General features: G+C 45.1%; 17 protein-coding genes. 13 read left to right on the forward strand and 4 right to left on the reverse strand.

Annotation, left to right across the window (positions count from 1 at the left end):
• The first annotated feature begins 36 nt into the window (after window positions 1-36).
• From dnaB to Q0I54_RS05845, 4 genes are all read left to right on the forward strand, one after another.
• A complete protein-coding gene (gene dnaB / locus Q0I54_RS05830) occupies window positions 37-1,365 on the forward strand; it encodes a replicative DNA helicase (protein ID WP_294784505.1) in 1,329 nt (442 codons plus the stop codon).
• A 24-nt stretch (window positions 1,366-1,389) separates the two neighbouring features.
• On the forward strand, window positions 1,390-1,767 hold the full coding sequence (locus tag Q0I54_RS05835) for a metal-dependent transcriptional regulator (RefSeq protein ID WP_296117214.1): 378 nt from the start codon (window positions 1,390-1,392) through the stop codon (window positions 1,765-1,767).
• A 329-nt stretch (window positions 1,768-2,096) separates the two neighbouring features.
• Window positions 2,097-3,431 (forward strand): NADP-specific glutamate dehydrogenase, encoded by a 1,335-nt coding sequence (gene gdhA, locus Q0I54_RS05840; protein ID WP_296117216.1) that lies wholly within the window; start codon window positions 2,097-2,099, stop codon window positions 3,429-3,431.
• 235 nt (window positions 3,432-3,666) lie between these two features.
• Window positions 3,667-3,921: an HPr family phosphocarrier protein gene (locus Q0I54_RS05845; RefSeq protein ID WP_296117219.1), complete on the forward strand. Its 255-nt coding sequence runs from the start codon at window positions 3,667-3,669 to the stop codon at window positions 3,919-3,921.
• Window positions 3,922-4,045: 124 nt separating this feature from the next.
• Here the strand turns inward: Q0I54_RS05845 and Q0I54_RS05850 are convergent, their stop codons facing one another.
• The 4 genes from Q0I54_RS05850 to murC form a co-directional block, all read right to left on the reverse strand.
• Window positions 4,046-5,236, reverse strand: a complete 1,191-nt coding sequence (locus Q0I54_RS05850) for a ribose-phosphate pyrophosphokinase (RefSeq protein ID WP_296117220.1) — start codon at window positions 5,234-5,236, stop codon at window positions 4,046-4,048.
• Between the two features lie 129 nt (window positions 5,237-5,365).
• On the reverse strand, window positions 5,366-6,352 hold the full coding sequence (locus tag Q0I54_RS05855) for an ATP-binding protein (RefSeq protein WP_296117222.1): 987 nt from the start codon (window positions 6,350-6,352) through the stop codon (window positions 5,366-5,368).
• Window positions 6,353-6,365: 13 nt separating this feature from the next.
• On the reverse strand, window positions 6,366-7,559 hold the full coding sequence (locus Q0I54_RS05860; protein WP_296117224.1) for a DnaD domain protein: 1,194 nt from the start codon (window positions 7,557-7,559) through the stop codon (window positions 6,366-6,368).
• 197 nt (window positions 7,560-7,756) lie between these two features.
• Window positions 7,757-9,139 (reverse strand): UDP-N-acetylmuramate--L-alanine ligase, encoded by a 1,383-nt coding sequence (murC, locus tag Q0I54_RS05865; RefSeq protein ID WP_296117226.1) that lies wholly within the window; start codon window positions 9,137-9,139, stop codon window positions 7,757-7,759.
• A 352-nt stretch (window positions 9,140-9,491) separates the two neighbouring features.
• Between murC and Q0I54_RS05870 the strand changes: the two genes are divergently transcribed.
• From Q0I54_RS05870 to metK, 9 genes are all read left to right on the forward strand, one after another.
• Window positions 9,492-10,763 carry a glucose-1-phosphate adenylyltransferase gene (locus Q0I54_RS05870; RefSeq protein WP_296117228.1) on the forward strand — a complete coding sequence of 424 codons (1,272 nt, stop codon included), beginning with the start codon at window positions 9,492-9,494 and terminating at the stop codon, window positions 10,761-10,763.
• Window positions 10,763-11,881, forward strand: a complete 1,119-nt coding sequence (gene glgD, locus Q0I54_RS05875) for a glucose-1-phosphate adenylyltransferase subunit GlgD (RefSeq protein WP_296117229.1) — start codon at window positions 10,763-10,765, stop codon at window positions 11,879-11,881. Before Q0I54_RS05870 ends, glgD begins: the two co-directional genes overlap by 1 nt.
• Window positions 11,882-11,984: 103 nt before the next feature.
• Entirely contained in the window at window positions 11,985-12,248 is a 264-nt protein-coding gene (gene spoVG / locus Q0I54_RS05880; protein WP_294784492.1) for a septation regulator SpoVG, read from the forward strand.
• A gap of 126 nt (window positions 12,249-12,374) precedes the next feature.
• On the forward strand, window positions 12,375-12,947 hold the full coding sequence (pth, locus tag Q0I54_RS05885; RefSeq protein WP_296117233.1) for an aminoacyl-tRNA hydrolase: 573 nt from the start codon (window positions 12,375-12,377) through the stop codon (window positions 12,945-12,947).
• A gap of 4 nt (window positions 12,948-12,951) precedes the next feature.
• The gene (gene mfd / locus Q0I54_RS05890) at window positions 12,952-16,488 is read left to right on the forward strand and encodes a transcription-repair coupling factor (RefSeq protein WP_296117235.1); all 3,537 of its coding nucleotides are present in this window, start codon (window positions 12,952-12,954) and stop codon (window positions 16,486-16,488) included.
• Window positions 16,489-16,672: 184 nt separating this feature from the next.
• Window positions 16,673-17,743, forward strand: coding sequence for a peptidyl-prolyl cis-trans isomerase (locus tag Q0I54_RS05895; RefSeq protein WP_296117236.1), 1,071 nt, complete (start codon window positions 16,673-16,675; stop codon window positions 17,741-17,743).
• A 120-nt stretch (window positions 17,744-17,863) separates the two neighbouring features.
• Window positions 17,864-18,397, forward strand: coding sequence for a shikimate kinase (locus tag Q0I54_RS05900; RefSeq protein ID WP_296117238.1), 534 nt, complete (start codon window positions 17,864-17,866; stop codon window positions 18,395-18,397).
• A gap of 312 nt (window positions 18,398-18,709) precedes the next feature.
• Window positions 18,710-19,999 (forward strand): UDP-N-acetylglucosamine 1-carboxyvinyltransferase, encoded by a 1,290-nt coding sequence (locus tag Q0I54_RS05905; protein WP_296117240.1) that lies wholly within the window; start codon window positions 18,710-18,712, stop codon window positions 19,997-19,999.
• A gap of 320 nt (window positions 20,000-20,319) precedes the next feature.
• Window positions 20,320-21,501: a methionine adenosyltransferase gene (metK, locus tag Q0I54_RS05910; protein ID WP_022036716.1), complete on the forward strand. Its 1,182-nt coding sequence runs from the start codon at window positions 20,320-20,322 to the stop codon at window positions 21,499-21,501.
• Window positions 21,502-21,512: the final 11 nt, after the last annotated feature.

Raw genomic sequence — 21,512 nt, forward strand, 5'->3', positions numbered from 1 at the left:
TATATGTCACTCAGTCAGAAAGGAGCGGCAGAATATATGGAAGAGGCGCTGGTAAAACGGATCATGCCTCACAGCCTTGAGGCAGAGCAATCGGTCATCGGATCCATGATCATGGACAGAGACGCGATCCTTACAGCCTCAGAACAGCTTGTGAAGGATGATTTTTATCATCAGCAATATGGAATTTTGTTTGAGACGATCGTGGAATTGTTCAACAGCGGAGCACCGGTAGATCTGATCACCCTGCAGAATCGTTTACGGGAGAAAAACGTGCCGCCAGAGATCAGCAGCCTGGAATATGTCGGCGATCTGGTAACAGCGGTTCCAACGTCTGCAAACGTCAAATATTACGCGGAGATCGTAAAAGAAAAAGCGGTGCTCCGTAAACTGATCAAGATTAATGAACAGATCGCAGATACCTGCTATCTGGGAAATGAAAGCCTGGAAGTTATTCTGGAAGATACAGAAAAAAGTATATTTAACCTGCTTCAGAGCAGGAGCAACAGCGATTATGTACCGATCAAGCAGGTTGTTTTGAATGCGCTGGACAAGATCGAACTTGCCTCCAAGACCCAGGGCAATGTCACCGGTATTCCGACGGGGTTTGTAGATCTGGATTATAAATTATCCGGTTTGCAGCCTTCTGATATGATTTTGGTGGCCGCACGACCATCTATGGGTAAAACAGCTTTTGTCCTGAATATCGCGCAGTATGTGGCTTTCCACGAGGATATGGCTACGGCGATCTTCAGTCTGGAGATGTCGAAGGAACAGCTGGTAAACCGTCTGTTTTCGCTGGAATCCAGAGTAGATGCACAGCTGCTCCGCTCCGGTAATTTATCGGATGCGGACTGGGAGAAACTGATCGAGGGAGCGGGAACCATTGGTAAATCCCACCTGATCATTGACGATACCCCGGGTATCTCCATCTCGGAGCTGCGCAGCAAATGTCGAAAGTACAAGCTGGAGCATGATTTAAAGCTGGTAATCATCGATTACCTGCAGCTGATGTCCGGATCCGGAAGAAGTGATTCGAGACAGCAGGAAATTTCGGATATTTCACGATCCTTAAAACAGTTAGCCAGAGAGTTGAATGTGCCGGTGATCGCACTGTCACAGCTGAGCCGTCAGGTTGAGCAGCGACCGGATCACAGACCGATGCTTTCCGACTTGCGAGAGTCTGGAGCCATCGAGCAGGATGCCGACGTGGTTATGTTTATCTATCGTGATGATTATTATAATAAAGATTCAGAAAATAAAGGAATTGCGGAGATTATCATTGCGAAACAGCGTAACGGTCCGATCGGAACCGTAAATCTGGTATGGTTACCGCAGTATACAAAATTTGCAAACATGGAAAAGTAATGAAGTGATAAGGAGGTACAGGGGATGCAAATTCATCAGTCAGCAGAAGATTATCTGGAGTGTATTTTAAAATTGAGCAAACAGCGCCCGGTGGTTCGTTCCATCGACATTGCTAATGATATGAATTACTCCAAACCAAGTATCAGTGTAGCAATGAAAAATCTGCGCTTAAACGGCTACATTAATGTGGACGAGAGCGGATTCATCACATTGACCGACAGCGGTATGGAGATCGCGTCAAACATTTATGACCGTCATCTCATCTTGAGAAAATGGCTGGAGTTCTTAGGAATTTCACCGGAAACAGCTGAACAGGATGCATGCAAGATCGAGCATACACTGAGCAAAGAGACTTATGCAGCACTGCGCAAACACATTATCGCTGAAATGGGCGAGGAATAAGAGTTACGTCAGAATATACCGAATCAGGCGTAATCTAAAATGAAGGAAGAACTTCGGGTTTATGCACATATGTCATGAGCCCGGAGTTTTTTTATACACCATTATATGTGCAGTTTCCTGTAAAAACAGGAAAAATGAGACATGGTATTTTGTGCTGAGGTACAAAAGCATTGTGCGGAGTGACGGAAATGGTTTCAAATTATGCAAAAAACATGTAAAATCACCTTTAAATGTGAAAAATATGACAAATTTAAAAAAAAATATTGCATAATCCTTCCTAAGATAATAAAATGATGATGTTGAGATTATAAAAAAAAAGGAGATACGAGATGAGCTACGTAGACGAAGTACTCGAGAGAGTAAAAACAAAAAATGCTGCTGAACCGGAATTCCTTCAGGCAGTAGAAGAAGTAATGGAATCCATCAGACCAGTTGTAGAAGCAAATGAAGAGCTTTACAGAAAAGAGGCAATCTTAGAGCGTATCACAGAGCCAGACAGACAGTTCAAGTTCCGTGTAGCATGGGTTGACGACAATGGTCAGGCACAGGTAAACACAGGATACCGTGTACAGTTTAACAACGCAATTGGACCGTACAAAGGTGGTCTGCGTCTGCATCCATCTGTATATCTTGGAATTATTAAATTCCTTGGTTTCGAACAGGTATTCAAAAACTCCTTAACAGGTCTTCCAATCGGAGGCGGAAAAGGTGGATCTGATTTCGATCCTAAAGGCAAATCTGATCGTGAGGTTATGGAATTCTGCCAGAGCTTTATGACAGAACTTTACAAATACATCGGTGCTGATGTCGATGTACCGGCTGGTGATATCGGAACAGGTGCAAGAGAGATTGGTTATCTGTATGGTCAGTACAAGAGAATTACAAGACTGTATGAAGGTGTTCTGACAGGTAAAGGACTTACTTATGGTGGATCTTTAGCTCGTACAGAAGCTACAGGCTACGGTCTGTTATACATGACAGAAGAACTTCTGAAATCCCATGGACAGGATATGGCAGGTAAAACTTGCGTTGTATCCGGTGCTGGTAACGTTGCTATCTATGCAATCCAGAAAGCACATCAGTTAGGCGCTAAATGCGTGACATGCTCTGATTCAACAGGCTGGATCTATGATCCGGAAGGAATCGATGTTGACTTACTGAAAGAGGTAAAAGAAGTAAAACGTGCACGTCTGACAGAGTACGCAGCAGCCAGACCAAGCGCTGAGTATCATGAGGGACGCGGCGTATGGAGCGTAAAATGCGATGTTGCTCTTCCGTGTGCTACACAGAACGAGCTGCTTATCGATGATGCAAAAGCATTAGTTGCTAACGGCTGTATCGCAGTTTGCGAGGGTGCTAACATGCCTACAACTCTGGATGCTACACAGTATCTGCAGCAGAACGGTGTATACTTTGTTCCTGGTAAAGCTGCAAACGCAGGTGGTGTTGCTACATCCGCACTTGAGATGTCCCAGAACAGTGAACGCTTAAGCTGGACATTTGAAGAAGTAGATGCAAAGCTGAACCAGATCATGGTTAACATTTATCACAATATCGACGATGCTGCAAAACGTTACGGCAAAGAGGGCGACTATGTTGCAGGTGCTAACATTGCAGGCTTTGAGAAAGTTGTAGATGCTATGCTTGCACAGGGTGTTTGCTAGTCATTAAAACATGCGAAATAATAAAATTGGCATAAATTTTGCTCAATAAAAATAAGGAGACTGTGGAACAGAACGACTGTTCCGCAGTCCTTTTTTTGCGCGAAAAAACAACCAAGAAATAATAAAAAATGCATGACATTTCGGTAAAAGTAACGGTTTTTGAAAAGATGCTTGTCAAAAGAAGAAATAGGGTCTAAACTACAATAGTGTATTAGACGGAGGTTAGGAAAAGCGTATGAGTAAGAAAGAAATTGTTATTGCAGACGTCGTAAATAAATACGATAATCCAATTGCAGAGCTGGTACAGGTAGCCTGCCAGTTTTCAAGTTCATTGTATTTAGTACGGGGAAATCATCGTATTAATGCAAAAAGTATTATGGGGATTATGGCATTTAACCCGCATAATGGAGTAGAGGTTGAAATTCAGGCAGAAGGTGCGGATGAGACAGAGGCACTGAGCGCTATGGAGAAATTTTTGCTCTGTATGTAACTAATAATCAAGCAACAGGTAACTTTAAGGTATAATGATTTAATTAAAAAGAAGCATCGGAAATCCGATGCTTCTTTTTTGCTAAAGATTTGGGTGTTTTGACACCCAAATCGTGATTACAAGATTACTCCTCATCTTCAGGAATCTCACCTTTGTATTTTGCAACCAGTGTCTGGATTCTCTGATACGGATCAAGCAGATCACTGATGGATGCATCGTGATTTAAAGTATCAATGATGTATGCAATATATTTGCTCATGTCACAGCTGATATAGTAATCTCTGCTTAAGAGCTCAGGTGTCTGATATGCAAGGTTAGTTGTAACCACTTTGTAGATCAGTCCTTCTTCAACAGCTTTGTCGAATTTCTCGAGACCGTTTGTGAACAGTCCGAAGGTAGCGATTACGAAGATTCTGCCGGCATTACGTTTCTTTAATTCACGGGCAACATCGATCATACTTCCGCCGGAAGAGATCATATCATCAACAACCCATACATCTTTGCCATCCAGAGAAGAACCAAGGAACTCGTGAGCAACGATTGGGTTTGTACCGTCTACAATGTGACTGTAATCACGACGTTTGTAGAACATACCCATGTCTACACCAAGTACGCTAGCAAGGAATACGGCACGGCTGGTGGCTCCCTCATCCGGGCTAATGATCATCAGATGGTCATTGTCAATCTGTAAGTCATCTACTTCATTCAGGATACCTTTTACGAACTGGTAAGCCGGCTGAACGGTATCAAATCCGTGAAGCGGAATAGCATTCTGTACACGCGGATCATGTGCATCGAAGGTGATGATGTTATCAACACCCATGTTGATCAGCTCCTGAAGAGCCAGTGCACAGTCCATGGATTCTCTTGCAGTACGTCTGTGTTGACGGCTTTCATACAGGAATGGCATGATAACAGTGATTCTTCTCGCTTTACCATTTGCAGCTGCGATCATACGTTTCAGATCCTGATAGTGATCATCCGGTGACATATGGTTCTCATGTCCGCAGAGTTTGTATGTCAGGGAATAATTTGTTACATCTGTCATGATGTAAAGATCATATCCACGTACGGATTCATGAATAATACCTTTTGCCTCACCACTGCCGAAACGTGGGCAGGAAGCATCAAGAAGATAGGAATCACGCAGATATCCTTTGAAAGCAATGTCATTCTCATGTTCATGCTCGCGGACACATCTCCATTTTACAAGGTATTTGTCTACTTTTTCTCCGATCTCGCTGATGCTCTCGAGTGGAATGATTCCGAGAGTTCCAGCTGGGATTGTTTCTAAGTTTCTCTGGTCGTTATGCATTAGAAAAGTTCCTCCATCAAATCTTTTCGTTTGTTTATAAATACGAAGGCATTATAGCACTTAATCCCCACCTGTGACAAGGGATTTCTGCCGAGTATATGGAATTAAACAGTTTAAATGTGAAAAAACTTATTTTTCAGCAAGTTTTTTGCAGATACGGATGTCTTTGCCAAATAAATGCAAAATGGTGAAGCTGTTAGAAATCCGGGAGAAAATTCGTTCCGAATAGATCGTCGCGATATCAAACAGCTGCAGGTTTGTGGAGATCAGCGTAGATTTCTCTTTGCGGATCCGCTCGTTAAGGCAGACAAAAAACTGGGAAGTTGTGAAATGGTTCGTCAGTTCTGTGCCGAGGTCATCGATGATCAGCAGGTCGCAGTCAAAAATATTGCGGTAGCTCTCCGCAGCCTGTGGATCTTTGGCAAAGGTTTTCTGCGCCAGAAGGTCAAACAGGTGGTGCGCGGAAAAATAAATCACAGAATGTCCGGTGTCCAGCAGTTCTTTGGCTACACAGTTAGACAGAAACGTCTTTCCCACGCCGGTGTCACCGAATAGAAGCAGGTTTTCAAAACTGCTGTCGAAAGTGTCCGCAAACCGGCGGCACTGCAACAGCGCGTTCTGCGCAGCTTCATAGGAAGAGAGCCGTGTATTGTCATCGTAAATATCGTTATCGTAGTAATCCAGGGAAAAGGAAGAAAAGTTTTCCTGTTCCAGAATACCTTTCAGATTGGACTGGGTGTATACCAGATCGATGGCTGCCTGCTTCAGACAGTGGCAGCGTTCATGACCGATGTATCCGGTGTCCTGACAGTCTGGGCAGGTATATGGCGGCTGAAAATAGTCTGCCGGGTATCCGTGAGCCTGTAAAAGCTGTTGCTTCTGCAGGGAAAGAGCCTGGATCTGCTCATGCAGGTCTTCCAGCGCGGATGCATCGCCGTCCAGCAGCTGTCGGGCGCGTTTGACACTTAAGGATGCAATGTCGGCATCCAGTTTCGCGATTTCCGGGATCACCGTGGCAATTTCTTCCCGGCGCGTGTCGATCAGTCGCTGGCGTTCTAACTGCCGGTCCTGATAGCCACGCATGATCTGATCATATTGTGTATTGGTAAGTGGCATAATATCCTCCTGCTTACGTTTGTGGGTTCGAGGTTGGTGTCTGCTGCAGCGATTTTTTCAGAAGCTGCTGCTGCAGATCGTTGTAGTTATTTTCACGCTGTTTGAAGTTTGTGAACTGGCTCTGGGAAGCAGAAGGTGGATTTGGCCGTTCCGAACGGCCTTTCTGATTCTGCTGATAAGCCTCGTCTGCCTTGCGCACATCCTCCATCGTATGTACACCGTTCAGATGCCATTTCTCCAGAATGGAATTGGCATATCCGAAGCTTGCTTCGTGAATGGCGCGGATGGTGCGGTTGCAGGCTTCCTCGATCAGTTCTGTGGAAAATCCTTTCTGCAGGCTCCACTCTTTCAAAAAAACGGTCTCGGAAGGCACCAGATTTCGCCCGCGGATGCCGAAGGCTTTCATGACGGCGTGATACAGGGCACTGTCCTGGCTCAGCGCTTCTTTGGCTTCCGGAATTGTGCGGATCTTGCGCGCGGCAAAATCTTCCGCGATTTTCTGCATATAATGCAGACTGGTGTGTCCCTTTGAGACACTGTCCTCAATCAGATATTCAATGAGTTCTGTGGAAAGCTGCAATTCGTCATACCAGTAAAAAATCATGTTCAGATCCGTCTGGTTCAGCGTTCGTCCAAGGTATTTTTCTGTAATAAAGATCAGTTCCCGAACACCCTGACGTTTGCTGAATTCCATCATGTCGTTGATGGAATACTGCACCTGTTTTTTCGGACTGGCGGAACGGATAAACTGATCTGTGACACTGGATGTTTTTGGATCGTTTTCCACCGAGCCCCGATTGGAAGCCGGTATTGGGGAAACTGCTTCGGAATTACAGGATCTGTTTTGGGGAACATTGCTGTTGCTTTCAGTCTGCGCCTCCGGCCTGACATTTCCCGGAGAAGGGAGATAGGAATCTGAGAGCAGATGGATCCCTGCCAGATTCTGGCTTTCGTCAAAATCCAGACGGAACAGCCGCAGCTTTTCCCAGTATTTTAAGGCACGCAAAATATCTCTCTCGGTGCAGTCGAAATGGTCGGCCAGCCGGGAGAGGGAAAAATCAGAATGTGTCTGATTCATGCAGCGGAGCAGGTAAAGATAGATCTTGACGTACTCGCCGTTTGCCTGTGTCATGTATTGGTCAATAAAAATATTCGGCACGAAAGTAGCGGATGCCGATGCGTCATTGTATAACGTGATTTTTGCCATAATTGCACTCTCTCTTTCGCCTTGAAGTATATCATATTGCCTCAGAAAAGAGAAGAAAAAGATATCCACATCACAGTATTCCGGAGAGATGCTGCAATGTGGATAACATAACATTTTACTTCAATATTAGCTGAGAAAAAATGTTGGCGTACACTGTTTGGAACTGTTACATGTACTGTACTTGAAACAGTACGTTTTTAGCGTTTTCCAAGAAGATGTTCGCCTACCTGATAAATATCACCGGCGCCCATGGTTATCAACAGATCGTTGTCGACACATGTTTCCAGCAGGTAATTCTCGATGGCATCAAAGGACGGGAAGAAGTAACTCTCCGTACCTTTTTTGCGGATATCGTCTGCCAGATCTTCCATATGAATGCCAAGGGTGTCTGTTTCACGGGCTGCGTACACATCTGCCAGTACAACAACGTCTGCCAGGGAAAGTGCATCGGAAAACTGATTCCAGAAAGCTTTTGTACGTGTATAAGTATGCGGCTGGAAAATGCAGATGATCCGGTCATGCGGATAATTGCGGGCAGCAGTTAACGTTGCCGCAATCTCTGTCGGATGATGAGCGTAATCATCAATGATGGTGATGCCGCCGAGTTTTCCTTTGTATTCGAATCGTCTGGCTGTTCCACCAAATGCCTGTAATCCACGGATGATGGTGTCGTTGTCAAAGCCTGCCTCTGTGGCAAAAGCGATGGCTGCAAGTGCGTTTGCAATGTTATGTTTGCCCGGAACGTTTAAGGAAACATGTCCGGCTGCCTGCCCGTGTACGTTATAGGTAAAGGATGCGCATGCCGCTTCATTATAAGAAATATCGGCTGCAGTGTAATCTGCGTTCTCTGTCAGACCGAAAGTAACGACACGTTCCTTTAAATCTGCAATAATTTCTTCCGGATGATCAATCGCTGCGTTCAGGATCAGCACGCCGTCAGCAGCTGTATTCTGAGCAAATTTGTGGAATGAATTCCGGATATCATGAATGTCCTTGAAAAAGTCCAGATGATCTTCCTCGATATTCAGGATGATGCTGTATTTTGGATGGAAGTTCAGGAAACTGTTTGTATATTCACAGGCTTCTGTCAGAAATACATCCGATCCTCCGACACGGATATTTCCACCGATGGCATCAAGCATGCCGCCTACGGAGATGGTCGGATCACTCTCAGCTGCCAGAAGGATGTGTGAGATCATGGATGTCGTTGTTGTCTTTCCGTGGGTTCCGCTGACTGCAATGGATTTTGCATAGTTGTCCATGAGCTGTCCGAGAAATTCTGCACGGGTCAGCATCGGGATGCCTGCGTCGTGGGCTGCTTTCCACTCGGCGTTGTCCGGATGGATCGCTGCGGTATAGACCACAAGCTCAATGCCCGGCTGGATATTGGCTGCGCGCTGACCGATATAGACAGTTGCACCGTTTTTCTCCAGCTGCTCGGTCAGTGCAGATGCCTTGTTGTCAGAACCGGATACGGTAAATCCTTCCTTTAATAAAATCTCGGCCAGACCACTCATGCTGATGCCGCCGATGCCTATAAAATGAATGTGAATTGGTTTTTTAAAGTTAATTTTGTACATAATCATCTACCACCTGTATATTTGAATCATTTTTCTTCCTTATTACTTAGCACATTATACCTCATTGAGGAAAACTTGGCAATGTCACGGCGGGGAAAAAAGTTGTGGTTTCAGAGGAATCAGGCTTAAAGCTTTACATACATTTGACATAAATGCGAATGGTATGGGAGAAATGCGTTGGTCAGACCAAACGTTGTGTAAAATGTCGAAAAAACACTATAATTTTTGGGAAAATTGTGAAATATAATGCACACAGTCAAAAAAATATGTTATAATTTTGCTATCAAATTTAATTTATAGATAACGGTTTGATTCAAAAATATTTCGCCGTTATCGACAAGAGGTGATTTACATGATTCGAAAGGAAATGATTGCAATGCTTCTGGCCGGCGGGCAGGGAAGCCGACTCGGCGTATTGACTGCAAATGTTGCAAAACCGGCTGTTGCATTCGGAGGCAAATATCGTATTATCGATTTTCCGCTCAGTAACTGTATTAATTCCGGAATCGATACTGTAGGTGTTCTGACACAGTATCAGCCACTGCGGCTGAATACGCATATCGGTATTGGTATTCCGTGGGATCTGGATCGTAATAACGGTGGTGTTACGATTCTTCAGCCGTATGAGAAGAGCGGTGGAAGTGAATGGTATTCCGGTACGGCGAATGCGATTTACCAGAATATGAAGTACATAGACAGTTATGATCCGGAATATGTCCTGATCCTGTCCGGTGACCACATTTACAAGATGGATTATGAAGTGATGCTTGATTTCCATAAGCAGAATCACGCAGATGTTACCATCGCAGTTATGCCGGTTCCGATGGAAGAGGCAAGTCGTTTCGGTATCGTCGTAGCAGATGAAGAGAACAGAATCCGTGAATTCCAGGAGAAACCGGCAGAGCCGAAGAGCAACCTTGCATCCATGGGTATCTATATTTTCAGCTGGAAAGCATTAAAAGAAGCCCTGATCGCCAATAAGGATGTGGAGAACTGCGATTTCGGAATGCATGTGATTCCGTATTGCTTCGACAAAGGTGAGCGTATTTTTGCCTACGAGTACAACGGATACTGGAAAGATGTAGGAACCTTAGGCTCTTACTGGGAAGCAAATATGGAGCTGATCGACCTGATCCCGGAATTTAACCTGTATGAGGAATACTGGAAGATCTATACAAAGAGTGATGTGCTCGCTCCGCAGTATATTGCGGCAGACGCAAAAGTGGACAAGAGTATCATCGGTGAAGGTACCGAGGTTTACGGTGAAGTGCACGGATGTGTCATTGGTGCGAATGTAACTATCGGAAAAGGCAGCGTTGTCCGTGATTCCATTATTATGGAAGGTGTAACCATTGGGGAAAATGCTGTGATCGATAAAGCAATCATTGCAGAGGACTGTGTGGTTGGTGACGGTGCCGTACTTGGTTTCGGCGAAGAGAAACCAAACAAGTTGAAAGAGAGCGTTTATGCGTTTGGTCTGGTAACCATCGGAGAAAAATCCGTAATTCCGCCAAATGTACAGATTGGTAAAAATACAGCAATTGCTGGTGTGACAACACCGGAAGATTATCCGGATGGCGTCCTTGACAGCGGGGAATATATTGTTAAGGCAGGTGGCAAATAATGAAAGCAATAGGTATTATTTTAGCAGGTGGTAATAATTACAGAATGAGAGAGCTTTCCGATAAGCGGGCCATTGCAGCTATGCCGATTGGTGGCGGATACCGTGCGATCGACTTTGCGCTGAGCAACATGAGCAATTCACACATCCAGCGTGTGGCAGTACTGACACAGTACAATTCCCGCTCCTTAAATGAGCATCTGAACTCCTCAAAATGGTGGAATTTCGGAAGAAAACAGGGTGGACTTTATATTTTTACACCGACGATCACATCCGATAACGGCAACTGGTATCGCGGAACCGCAGATGCCCTGGCGCAGAATATCGACTTCCTGAAACGAAGTCATGAGCCGTATGTCATTGTTGCCGGCGGAGATTGTGTATACAAACTGGATTATAATAAGGTGCTGGATTACCACATTCAGAAAAAAGCAGACATTACCATTGTATGCAAGGATGTTCTTGCGACAGAGGATGTCAGCCGTTTCGGTGTGGTACAGATGAATGAAGAGTCCAGAATCGTTGATTTTGAAGAAAAACCGATGGTGGCACAGTCTCACACGATTTCTACCGGTATTTATGTACTGCGCAGAAGACAACTCATCGAGATGCTGGAGAAGAGCATGGAGGAGCACCGGTTTGACTTTGTAACCGATATTCTGATCCGTTATAAAAATGTCAAACAGATTTACGGATACAAACTGGACAGCTACTGGAGCAATATCGCCAGTGTAGAGTCTTATTATCAGACAAATATGGATTTTCTGAAACCGGATGTCCGAAATTATTTCTTTCACCAGGAACCATATGTATATTCCAAGGTGGATGACCTTGCTCCGGCCAAATACAACGTGGGAGCAGAAGTCCGCAACAGTCTGATCGCGAGTGGATGTATTATAAACGGAACAGTGGAAAATTCTGTACTGTTCAAACAGGTATTTGTAGGAAAGAACTGCGTAATCAAAAATTCAATTATTTTGAATGATGTTTACATCGGTGATAATACGCATATTGAAAATTGTATCGTGGAGAGCCGTGATACGATTTGTGCAAATACATACTTATGCGGCGAAGATGAGATAAAAATTGTGCGAGGACACAATGAGCGTTACATTATGTAGTACGCCATAGATAGCAGAACGGAAAGGACCGACATTGATGTGACAGCTTAGCATACGAACCGACCTGCTGTGAAGAAAGTAAGAAACACAGGGGAAAAAAAGTATGAATATTACAGATGTGAGAATTCGAAAAATTGACAAAGAAGGAAAAATGAAGGCTGTCGTATCTATTACGATTGATAATGAATTTGCCGTGCATGACATCAAGATCATTGAAGGAGAGAAGGGCGAATTCATTGCGATGCCAAGCCGGAAGAACGCGGAAGGGGAGTACAGAGATGTAGCGCACCCGATCAATTCTGAAACGAGAACACAGATTCAGGAACTGATCATGCAAAAATATCGTGAAGAAATTGCAGAAGCATAAATAATTGTGGTATACTATCCACAACTGCACAAAAAAAGGAGAATCCTGCATTGCAGGAGGCTCCTTTTTTAATCAGAGAAAATTTTGATTTCCTCTGATTAAAAAAGAAGTAGGAGGAATTGGAAGATGTTTTTGATAGCCGGACTTGGAAATCCGACCGCAAAATATGCGAAAACCCGCCATAACGCAGGGTTTGATGTTATTGATGCGATCGCTGATAAATATGGAATTGACATGAATCTGAAAAAAGGAAACGCATTCTGTGGAATGGGATATATCGAGGGACAGAAAGTTATGCTGGCAAAGCCGCAGACGTTTATGAATCTGAGCGGTGACAGTGTCAGTGAGCTGGTGAATTTTTATAAACTGGATCCGACGCGGGAACTGATCGTTGTGTTTGATGATATCAGTCTGGCGCCGGGCAACCTGCGCATCCGCAAGAAGGGCAGCGCAGGCGGACATAATGGTATCAAGGATATCATTGCAAAAACCGGAACGGATCAGTTTGAACGGGTCAAAGTCGGCGTGGGCGAAAAGCCGGCGGGCTGGGATCTGGCGGATCATGTGCTCGGCAGATTTTCACCGGAAGACCGGGAAAAATTTGAGGACGCCGTAAAAGATGCGGTGGACGCCGTGAGCCTGATGATTCAGGACAGAACCGATGAGGCGATGAACCGGTATAATCGTAAAAAGGAGTAATGACATGGATGCTTTTGTATGCCCGTTACATGAACTGAACAGCTTTGAAGAACTGGAGCACTATGCAAAGAAAAGCGGAACCGTGGTCTCTGCCACCGGCTGCACGGATGCCCAGAAACCGCATATGATGTACAGCATCAACAATGGAAAAGGACTTCGTGTTATTGTTACTTTTAATGAACAGAAAGCAAGGGAATTGCTGGACGCGTATCGTTATTTTGACCGGAAAGCCGTATATTTTCCGGCAAAGGATATTCTGTTTTATCAGTCGGATATCCGCGGAAATGCCCTGACTCAGGAGCGCATCCGCGCCTATCGGACGCTGGTGGAAGAGGAAGATGCGGCAATCATCACAACCTTTGATGCGCTGATGGACCGTCTGGTCCGTCCGGAAGTATTCCGGGGGTTTTTATTGAAACTGAAAAGTGAGGATACGATAGATCTGGAAAAACTGCGTCAGCATCTGGTTGGAATGGGCTACGAGAGCGTGTATCAGGTGGATGCGCCGGGACAGTTTGCGGTGCGCGGCGGCATTGTAGATATCTTCGCACTGACGGAGGAATTACCTTACCGTATTGAGTTGTGGGGGGACGAGATTGACTCGATCCGGACCTTTGATCCCGACAGTCAGCGGTCGATGGATGCGCTGGATGAAGTCATAATTTATCCGGCTGCGGAGTTGATTTTGACCAAAAATCAGCAGGAAGTCGGCATGAAACGGATTCAGGAAGAGGGAGCGCGGATTGCAGAGCAATACCGCAGGGACATGCGAACGGAGGAAGCCCATCGGCTCGAAGAGGCGGTAGAACTTGTACGGGAGCAGGTGGAAGAGCTTGGCAGCGTCCGTGCGGCAGAAAGCTATCTGACGTATTTTTATGAGGATACGGTGAGCTTTCTGGAGTTTGCGGATCGCTGCGCAGATCAGAAAGAGCAGAAACTGCTGATCTTTGTGGATGAACCGGCCCGCTGTCTGGAAAAAGCAGGGGCGGTGGAAAAGGAATTCTCCGACAGCATGCAGCAGCGACTGGAAAAAGGATATATCCTGCCGGGCCAGGCGGATATCCTGTATCCGCACGAAGCAGTGACTGCCGGGATGCAGCGGATGGGATGTGTCCTGATCTCTGCCATGGAATTGCGGTCAGAGGGACTGGCACCGGCCCAGAGTTTTTTTATGCAGGTGCATTCTGTAAATGCATACAACAGCAGTTTTGAACTTTTGTCCAAAGACCTTCATAATTATAAAAAGCGCCAGTACCGGGTGATCCTGCTTTGCAGTTCCCGTACCCGTGCGGAACGTATGGCAGATGATCTGCGCCAGGAAGAACTGAACGCATTTTTTTCAGAAGATACGGATCGACAGGTGCAGCCGGGGGAGGTTCTTGTGCTGTACGGCAAGCTGAAACGAGGGTTTGAATATCCGGACATTAAGTTTGTCGTGCTGACGGAAACGGATATTTTTGGTGCGGAGAAGAAAAAACGCAAAAAAAAGAAACTGTACGAGGGCGAGCGGATCCAGAGTTTTTCTGAGCTGAAACCGGGAGATTATGTGGTACATGAGAACCATGGACTGGGTATTTTCCGTGGCATCGAGAAAATCGAAGTCGACAAGACAATGCGTGATTACATGAAGATCGAGTATGACAAGGGTGGCAATCTGTACGTGCTTGCAACTCAGCTGGATCTGATCCAGAAATATGCCGGTTCCGATGCAAAAAAGCCGAAACTGAACCGTCTTGGAGGTCAGGAGTGGACGAAAACCCGTCACCGGGTACAGAAAGCGGTGCGGGAAGTAGCCCAGGAACTGGTGGAACTGTATGCGGTGCGCCAGAGCAAAGAAGGTTTTGAGTACGGACCGGATACTGTATGGCAGCGGGAATTTGAAGAAATGTTTCCATATGATGAGACGGACGATCAGCGCATGGCCATTGAAGCCACCAAGGCAGATATGCAGAGCAAGAAAATCATGGATCGCCTGATCTGTGGGGATGTCGGATTCGGAAAAACGGAAGTGGCCATCCGCGCAGCGTTCAAAGCCGTACAGGAGGGAAAACAGGTGATCTATCTGGTTCCGACAACAATCCTGGCGCAGCAGCATTACAATACCTTTGCGCAGCGGATGAAAGAATTTCCGGTAAATGTGGAACTACTTTGCCGGTTCCGTACACCGAAGCAGCAGAAGCAGACGATCGAAGGATTGAAAAAAGGTCTGGTGGATATTGTTGTCGGTACACACCGGGTGCTTTCCAAGGATGTGGAATGCAAAGATCTGGGACTTCTGATCATTGATGAGGAACAGCGTTTTGGCGTAACTCATAAGGAAAAGATCAAGCAGATGAAAAAAGATGTGGACGTGCTGACCCTGACGGCGACACCAATTCCGCGAACCCTGCATATGAGCCTGATCGGAATCCGTGACATGAGCGTGCTGGAGGAACCACCGCACGACCGTATGCCGATCCAGACTTATGTCATGGAATATGATGAAGAGATGATCCGTGAAGCCATCGAGCGTGAGATGGCAAGGGACGGTCAGGTTTATTATGTATACAATCGGGTCAACCAGATTGCGGAGGTTGCTGCAAAAATTTCGGAGCTTGTGCCGGATGCAGAGGTTGCCTATGCCCATGGACAAATGAGCGAACGTGAACTGGAGCGTGTCATGTACGGATTTATCAATGGGGATGTGGATGTGCTTGTTTCCACGACTATCATTGAGACTGGTCTGGACATCGGAAATGTCAATACAATGATCATTCACGATGCGGACAATCTGGGGCTTTCCCAGCTGTATCAGCTGCGTGGACGTATTGGCCGTTCCAACCGGACAGCGTATGCATTTTTGATGTACCGCAGAAACAAAATGTTAAAGGAAGTGGCAGAGAAACGTTTGTCTGCGATCCGGGAGTTTTCAGATCTGGGAAGTGGTTTCAAGATTGCAATGAAAGACCTGGAGATCCGTGGCGCCGGAAACCTGTTAGGAGAGCAGCAGCACGGACATATGGAAGCCGTTGGTTATGATCTGTACTGTAAAATGCTGAACGAAGCAGTAAAAAGTGCGAAAGGTGAAGTGGTGGAGGAATCCTTCGAGACATCCATTGACATCGAACTGGATGCCTACATTCCAAACAGTTACATTGCCAACGAATACCAGAAGTTGGATATTTATAAACGGATTGCTGCCATCGAAAATGAGGAAGAAAAAGACGAGATGCTGGATGAACTGATCGACCGTTTCGGTGAGCCATCCCGTCCGGTGCAGAACCTCCTGACGGTGGCACAGATCAAGGCGGATGCGCATTGTGTTTATCTGGTGGAGATCAAAGAAGATACGGCGGGCATTACGTTCCGTATGTTTGAACGGGCGAAACTGAACGTGGCAAATCTTCCGTTATTGTTGGATAAAAATAAACCACTCCTGTCGTTTATCCCGGACAAAAAAGAACCTTGTCTGTATTATCGGAAGCAGAAAAACAGTCCGGATACACTGACTGTGATCCGAACCATACTGGATGATTGCCGGGAGATGCTGTTGGAAACCTGAGAAATAAGCGAAAATCATGCATTTCCGGTGTAAAACAGGCTTGCAGTGCCTGTAAAACTACGGTATACTCAAGTGTAAGATTGCTTTCGGCTCCAAAGGCGGTGAGCAACAAATTTGTATAAGAAAGTTACAGTCCGCGTATGTTACTTTTTGTATACACGGATGAGGATAGATGGAGGCAACCATGAAATTTAAAAAATTTGCAGCAATTATTTTAATGAGTGCGATGATCGGTTCCATGACACTGGGCGGATGTGGAATCAAAAAAAGTGCAAATGTGATCACCATGGAAAGTGATTCCGCAGATCCAATCGAGGTAAGCATGGGATACGCAAACTTTGCAGCGCGCATTCAGCAGGCAAATTATGACAATATTTTTGTTGCATATTATGGCGAGGACTACTGGACCAACGATTCCTATGCGCAGGATGGTAAAAATATGCAGGAGTCTGTGAAGGACAGTGTGCTGGAAGAAATCGAGACACAGTGTCTGTTAGAGCAGCATATGTCAGATTACGGTGTGGAAATCACAGACGATGACAAAGCAGCCATCAAGGCAGCAGCAGAGCAGTTTATGTCTGACAACTCCAAGGCAGCCATCAAAGAAGTTGGCGCTACCGAGGAATACGTAGAGCGTTATCTGTATCTGCAGACCGTAGAAAACAGAATGCGTAAAGCAATCCGTGCAACTGCGGATACGAATGTATCTGATGAAGAAGCAGCACAGAAAACTTTTAGTTATGTAAAAATCAGTCTGACAACCTATACAGATGACAGTGGAAATGAGCAAACTTACACTGCAGATCAGGTAACGGTTGTAAAGAAAGATGCAACCGATGCGGCAGACAAAGCAAAGACAGATTTTGACGGTACTGCAGAAGAATATGGCTATACCGTTCAGACTTATTCTTACGGCAGCGATGAAAAGAGCGAGTCCGACGGCGGTTTCTGCGATGCAGTTATCTCCGCAGCAAATGAGATGAAAGCCGGCGATATATCCGGACTGATCGAAGGCACAGACTGCTACTACATCATCCGTCTGGACAGTGAGTATGATGAAGATGCTACAGCAAAGAAGAAAGAAAGTATTATCAGTGACCGTCAGGATGAGGTTTACAAGACTGTGACAGCTGGTTACAAAGATGCAGTTACCATCAACGTGGATGACAAAGAGTGGGCAAAAGTAAAATTTGATAATTTATTTACCGCACCGTCCACCACAGACAATAGTGACAGCAGTGCAGCGGCAGAATAAAAAGATCAGATGAGAGATGACTTCCATCTGATATTGAATGAGAAAAAGGGAAAAGCGGACGATGAAGTCCGCTTTGTTTCCCGTTAAATACAGCACATGGGTTATAGGGTTAGTTGAGAAATGAAAAAAGAGAACGTAGTGTTGATAGGAATGCCGGGTGTTGGAAAAAGTACCGTTGGCGTAGTTTTGGCAAAAGTATTAGGTTATGAATTTGTAGACGCAGACCTTCTGATCCAGAAAGCAGAGGGAAAATTACTGCATGAAATTATTTCAGAGAAAGGCGTAGACGGTTTTATCGAAGTGGAAAACCGTGTAAACAGCCAGATCGATACCCACCGCAGTGTCATTGCCACTGGTGGAAGCGTTGTATATGGAAAAGAAGCAATGGAGCATCTGCGTTCCATTGGAACTGTTGTATATCTGAAACAGAATCTCAGACCGCTGGAGCGCCGTCTGCGCAACCTGAAAGGACGGGGCGTTGTGCTGAAACCGGGACAGACGCTTGCAGACCTGTACAAAGAGCGCGTGGTTCTGTATGAAAAATATGCAGATGTGACCGTTGATCAGTATAAACTGAATGTGGATCAGACTTTGAAGGCAGTACTGCAGGCATTAGAAGCGTTTGATGGAACCGAAAAGGCAAAATCTGAATAATATAAAGCAAAGTTTCTTTTCTATAAGATGTATGTATGTTATAATAAAAGGAACTTTAAGAGAAAACTTTGTTACAGTTCACACGCGCCATTCGCAAAACGCCCTTTGGGCTTCTCCGTAGCTACGCTACTGTTTTTGCTCATAAAAAGGCGCTCCCTTCATCACTATATATCCAGGTAATTCCTCATGCAAGCATGATCATCACCTGAATATTTGTGATGAGTGAACTGTTAAGTTGAAAAATATTCTTGACAAATTTTTTGAGATATAGTTATAATAGCGTGTTTAAATATAGGAACATAGAGGTGCAAGATGGATCAATATGTAATAAAAGGTGGGAGTCCGTTAGTTGGTGAAGTGGAAATCGGCGGCGCAAAAAATGCAGCGCTGGCAATTCTTGCTGCGGCAGTTATGACGGATGAGACCGTTACAATAGATAATTTACCAAATGTCCGTGATATCAATGTTATGCTTCAGGCAATTGAGAACATTGGTGCTACAGTTGAACGTTTAGATGTTCACACGGTCAAAATTAATGGATCAACCATTCACGAAACAAGCGTGGATAATGAGTATATCAGAAAAATACGTGCATCCTACTATCTGTTAGGTGCATTACTTGGAAAGTATAAAGATGCAGAGGTTGCATTACCAGGTGGCTGTGATATAGGAAGCAGACCGATTGACCTGCATCTGAAAGGTTTCCGTGCCATGGGTGCAGAAATCAATATTCACCACGGTCTCGTAGCTGCAAAGGCAGAGTGTCTTTGTGGTACACATATTTATATGGATAAGGTTTCCGTAGGTGCCACCATCAATATCATGATGGCAGCAGCCATGGCAGAGGGTAAGACGATCATCGAGAATGCAGCAAAAGAGCCGCATGTCGTTGACGTGGCAAACTTCTTAAACCGTATGGGAGCAAATATCCGTGGCGCCGGAACGGACGTGATCCGTATTACCGGTGTGGAAAAACTGCACAAGACGGAGTATTCTATTATTCCGGATCAGATCGAGGCAGGTACATTTATGTTTGCAGCAGCAGCGACACACGGTGACGTTACTGTAAAGAACGTTATTCCGAAGCATCTGGAAGCTACCAGTGCAAAGCTCATAGAGGTTGGATGCGAGATCCAGGAGTTTGACGACGCAGTTCGTGTCATTGCGAACAAACCATTACGCCATACACAGGTGACCACATTACCGTATCCGGGATTCCCGACAGATATGCAGCCGCAGATGGGCGTTGTCCTTGCACTTGCAGAGGGAACAAGTACCATTACAGAGAGTATTTTTGAGAATCGTTTCAAATATGTAGATGAGTTGGAGAAGATGGGCGCAAACATTAAAGTTGAGGGTAATATCGCCATCATTAATGGTGTGGACCGTTACACCGGCGCGAGAGTCAGCGCACCGGATCTTCGTGCAGGTGCAGCACTGGTTATCGCCGGACTGGCAGCAGATGGTATTACTATCGTGGATGATATCTACTACATCGAGCGTGGATACGAAGCTTTTGATGAAAAATTCAGAGGTATCGGTGGAATGATGCAGAAGGTAAGTTCTGAGAAAGAGATTCAGCAGTTCAGATTGAAACTCTAGGATGCAGAACATAGTGATTCTGAGAAGCATGTGTCAACTTGTACAGACTGGAATCACGTATTTGATCTTATCTATATTCGACTTGAATGAAGTTCAGAACAGCTATCGATAAAATTTTAACAGGAAGCGGGCAGGAATGAAAAACTGCCCGCATTTTTTGCCTTTTTTGTTATTTGTTCAACATTTTCGGGGAAATTTGTTGGTTGACTTTTCCTATCTCGGAATGTATGATACATAAAGTATGACTGCAATAACGTGAACAATGGGAGTTCACATGTTTCAATTTAGATTAGAATGAGAGAAAAGAACGGAGGATAATTATGGAAAAATTATTATTTACTTCTGAGTCAGTTACAGAGGGACATCCGGATAAAGTCTGCGATGCTGTATCTGATGCAATTCTGGATGCCTGCATGGCACAGGATCCGATGAGTCGTGTTGCCTGCGAGACAGCTGCTTGTACAGGTTTTGTATTAGTAACAGGTGAGATTACTACAAAAGCACAGCTTGATATCCCGTCTATCGTTCGTCAGACTGTAAACGAGATCGGTTACAATGATGCAAAGACAGGTTTCGATGGAAATACATGTGCAGTTATGGTTGCTCTGGATCAGCAGTCCGCTGATATCGCTATGGGTGTTGATAAAGCACTTGAGGCAAAAGAGGGCGCTCTGACAGATGATCTTGATACAGGTGCCGGTGATCAGGGTATGATGTTCGGTTACGCTACAAACGAGACACCGGAATTAATGCCGTACCCAATCTCCCTTGCACACAAAATGGCTCTTCAGCTTACAAAAGTTCGTAAAGATGGTACATTAAGCTACTTAAGACCAGACGGAAAAACTCAGGTTTCCGTAGAGTATGATGAGAACGGCGCTCCTAAGAGATTAGAGGCTGTAGTTCTTTCTACACAGCATGATGATGATGTTACTCAGGAGCAGATCCATGAGGATATCAAAAAATATGTATTTGATCCGATCCTTCCGGCAGAGCTGATCGATGATGAGACAAAATTCTTCATCAACCCGACAGGACGTTTCGTAATCGGTGGACCTCACGGTGATGCAGGTCTGACAGGACGTAAGATCATCGTTGATACTTACGGTGGAATGGCTCGTCACGGTGGTGGAGCTTTCTCCGGAAAAGACTGCACAAAAGTAGACCGTTCTGCAGCTTATGCAGCACGTTACGTTGCAAAGAACATCGTTGCAGCAGGTCTGGCTGACAAATGCGAGATCCAGCTTTCTTATGCGATCGGTGTAGCACAGCCGACTTCTATCATGGTAGATACATTCGGAACAGGAAAACTTTCTGATGAGAAACTGGTTGAGATCGTTCGTGAGAATTTCGATCTTCGTCCGGCTGGAATCATCAAAATGCTTGACTTAAGAAGACCGATCTACAAAGCAACAGCTGCTTACGGACATTTCGGACGTACAGATGTAGATCTTCCTTGGGAAGCAACTGATAAAGTTGACGTATTAAAAAAATATCTGTAATATTAAAAACA

This window comes from uncultured Eubacterium sp. (genome assembly GCF_934295145.1).
Taxonomy (GTDB): domain Bacteria; phylum Bacillota; class Clostridia; order Lachnospirales; family Lachnospiraceae; genus Eubacterium_I.

Bases quoted from the DNA above. Each gene is read 5' to 3' on its own strand.
- murC (WP_296117226.1), bottom strand. From the start codon at position 9,139: ATGTACAAAATTAACTTTAAAAAACCAATTCACATTCATTTTATAGGC.
- Q0I54_RS05845 (WP_296117219.1), top strand. From the start codon at position 3,667: ATGAGTAAGAAAGAAATTGTTATTGCAGACGTCGTAAATAAATACGAT.
- metK (WP_022036716.1), top strand. From the start codon at position 20,320: ATGGAAAAATTATTATTTACTTCTGAGTCAGTTACAGAGGGACATCCG.
- Q0I54_RS05860 (WP_296117224.1), bottom strand. From the start codon at position 7,559: ATGGCAAAAATCACGTTATACAATGACGCATCGGCATCCGCTACTTTC.
- pth (WP_296117233.1), top strand. From the start codon at position 12,375: ATGTTTTTGATAGCCGGACTTGGAAATCCGACCGCAAAATATGCGAAA.
- Q0I54_RS05900 (WP_296117238.1), top strand. From the start codon at position 17,864: ATGAAAAAAGAGAACGTAGTGTTGATAGGAATGCCGGGTGTTGGAAAA.
- spoVG (WP_294784492.1), top strand. From the start codon at position 11,985: ATGAATATTACAGATGTGAGAATTCGAAAAATTGACAAAGAAGGAAAA.
- Q0I54_RS05905 (WP_296117240.1), top strand. From the start codon at position 18,710: ATGGATCAATATGTAATAAAAGGTGGGAGTCCGTTAGTTGGTGAAGTG.
- glgD (WP_296117229.1), top strand. From the start codon at position 10,763: ATGAAAGCAATAGGTATTATTTTAGCAGGTGGTAATAATTACAGAATG.
- dnaB (WP_294784505.1), top strand. From the start codon at position 37: ATGGAAGAGGCGCTGGTAAAACGGATCATGCCTCACAGCCTTGAGGCA.
- Q0I54_RS05835 (WP_296117214.1), top strand. From the start codon at position 1,390: ATGCAAATTCATCAGTCAGCAGAAGATTATCTGGAGTGTATTTTAAAA.
- Q0I54_RS05855 (WP_296117222.1), bottom strand. From the start codon at position 6,352: ATGCCACTTACCAATACACAATATGATCAGATCATGCGTGGCTATCAG.
- gdhA (WP_296117216.1), top strand. From the start codon at position 2,097: ATGAGCTACGTAGACGAAGTACTCGAGAGAGTAAAAACAAAAAATGCT.
- Q0I54_RS05895 (WP_296117236.1), top strand. From the start codon at position 16,673: ATGAAATTTAAAAAATTTGCAGCAATTATTTTAATGAGTGCGATGATC.
- Q0I54_RS05870 (WP_296117228.1), top strand. From the start codon at position 9,492: ATGATTCGAAAGGAAATGATTGCAATGCTTCTGGCCGGCGGGCAGGGA.
- Q0I54_RS05850 (WP_296117220.1), bottom strand. From the start codon at position 5,236: ATGCATAACGACCAGAGAAACTTAGAAACAATCCCAGCTGGAACTCTC.
- mfd (WP_296117235.1), top strand. From the start codon at position 12,952: ATGGATGCTTTTGTATGCCCGTTACATGAACTGAACAGCTTTGAAGAA.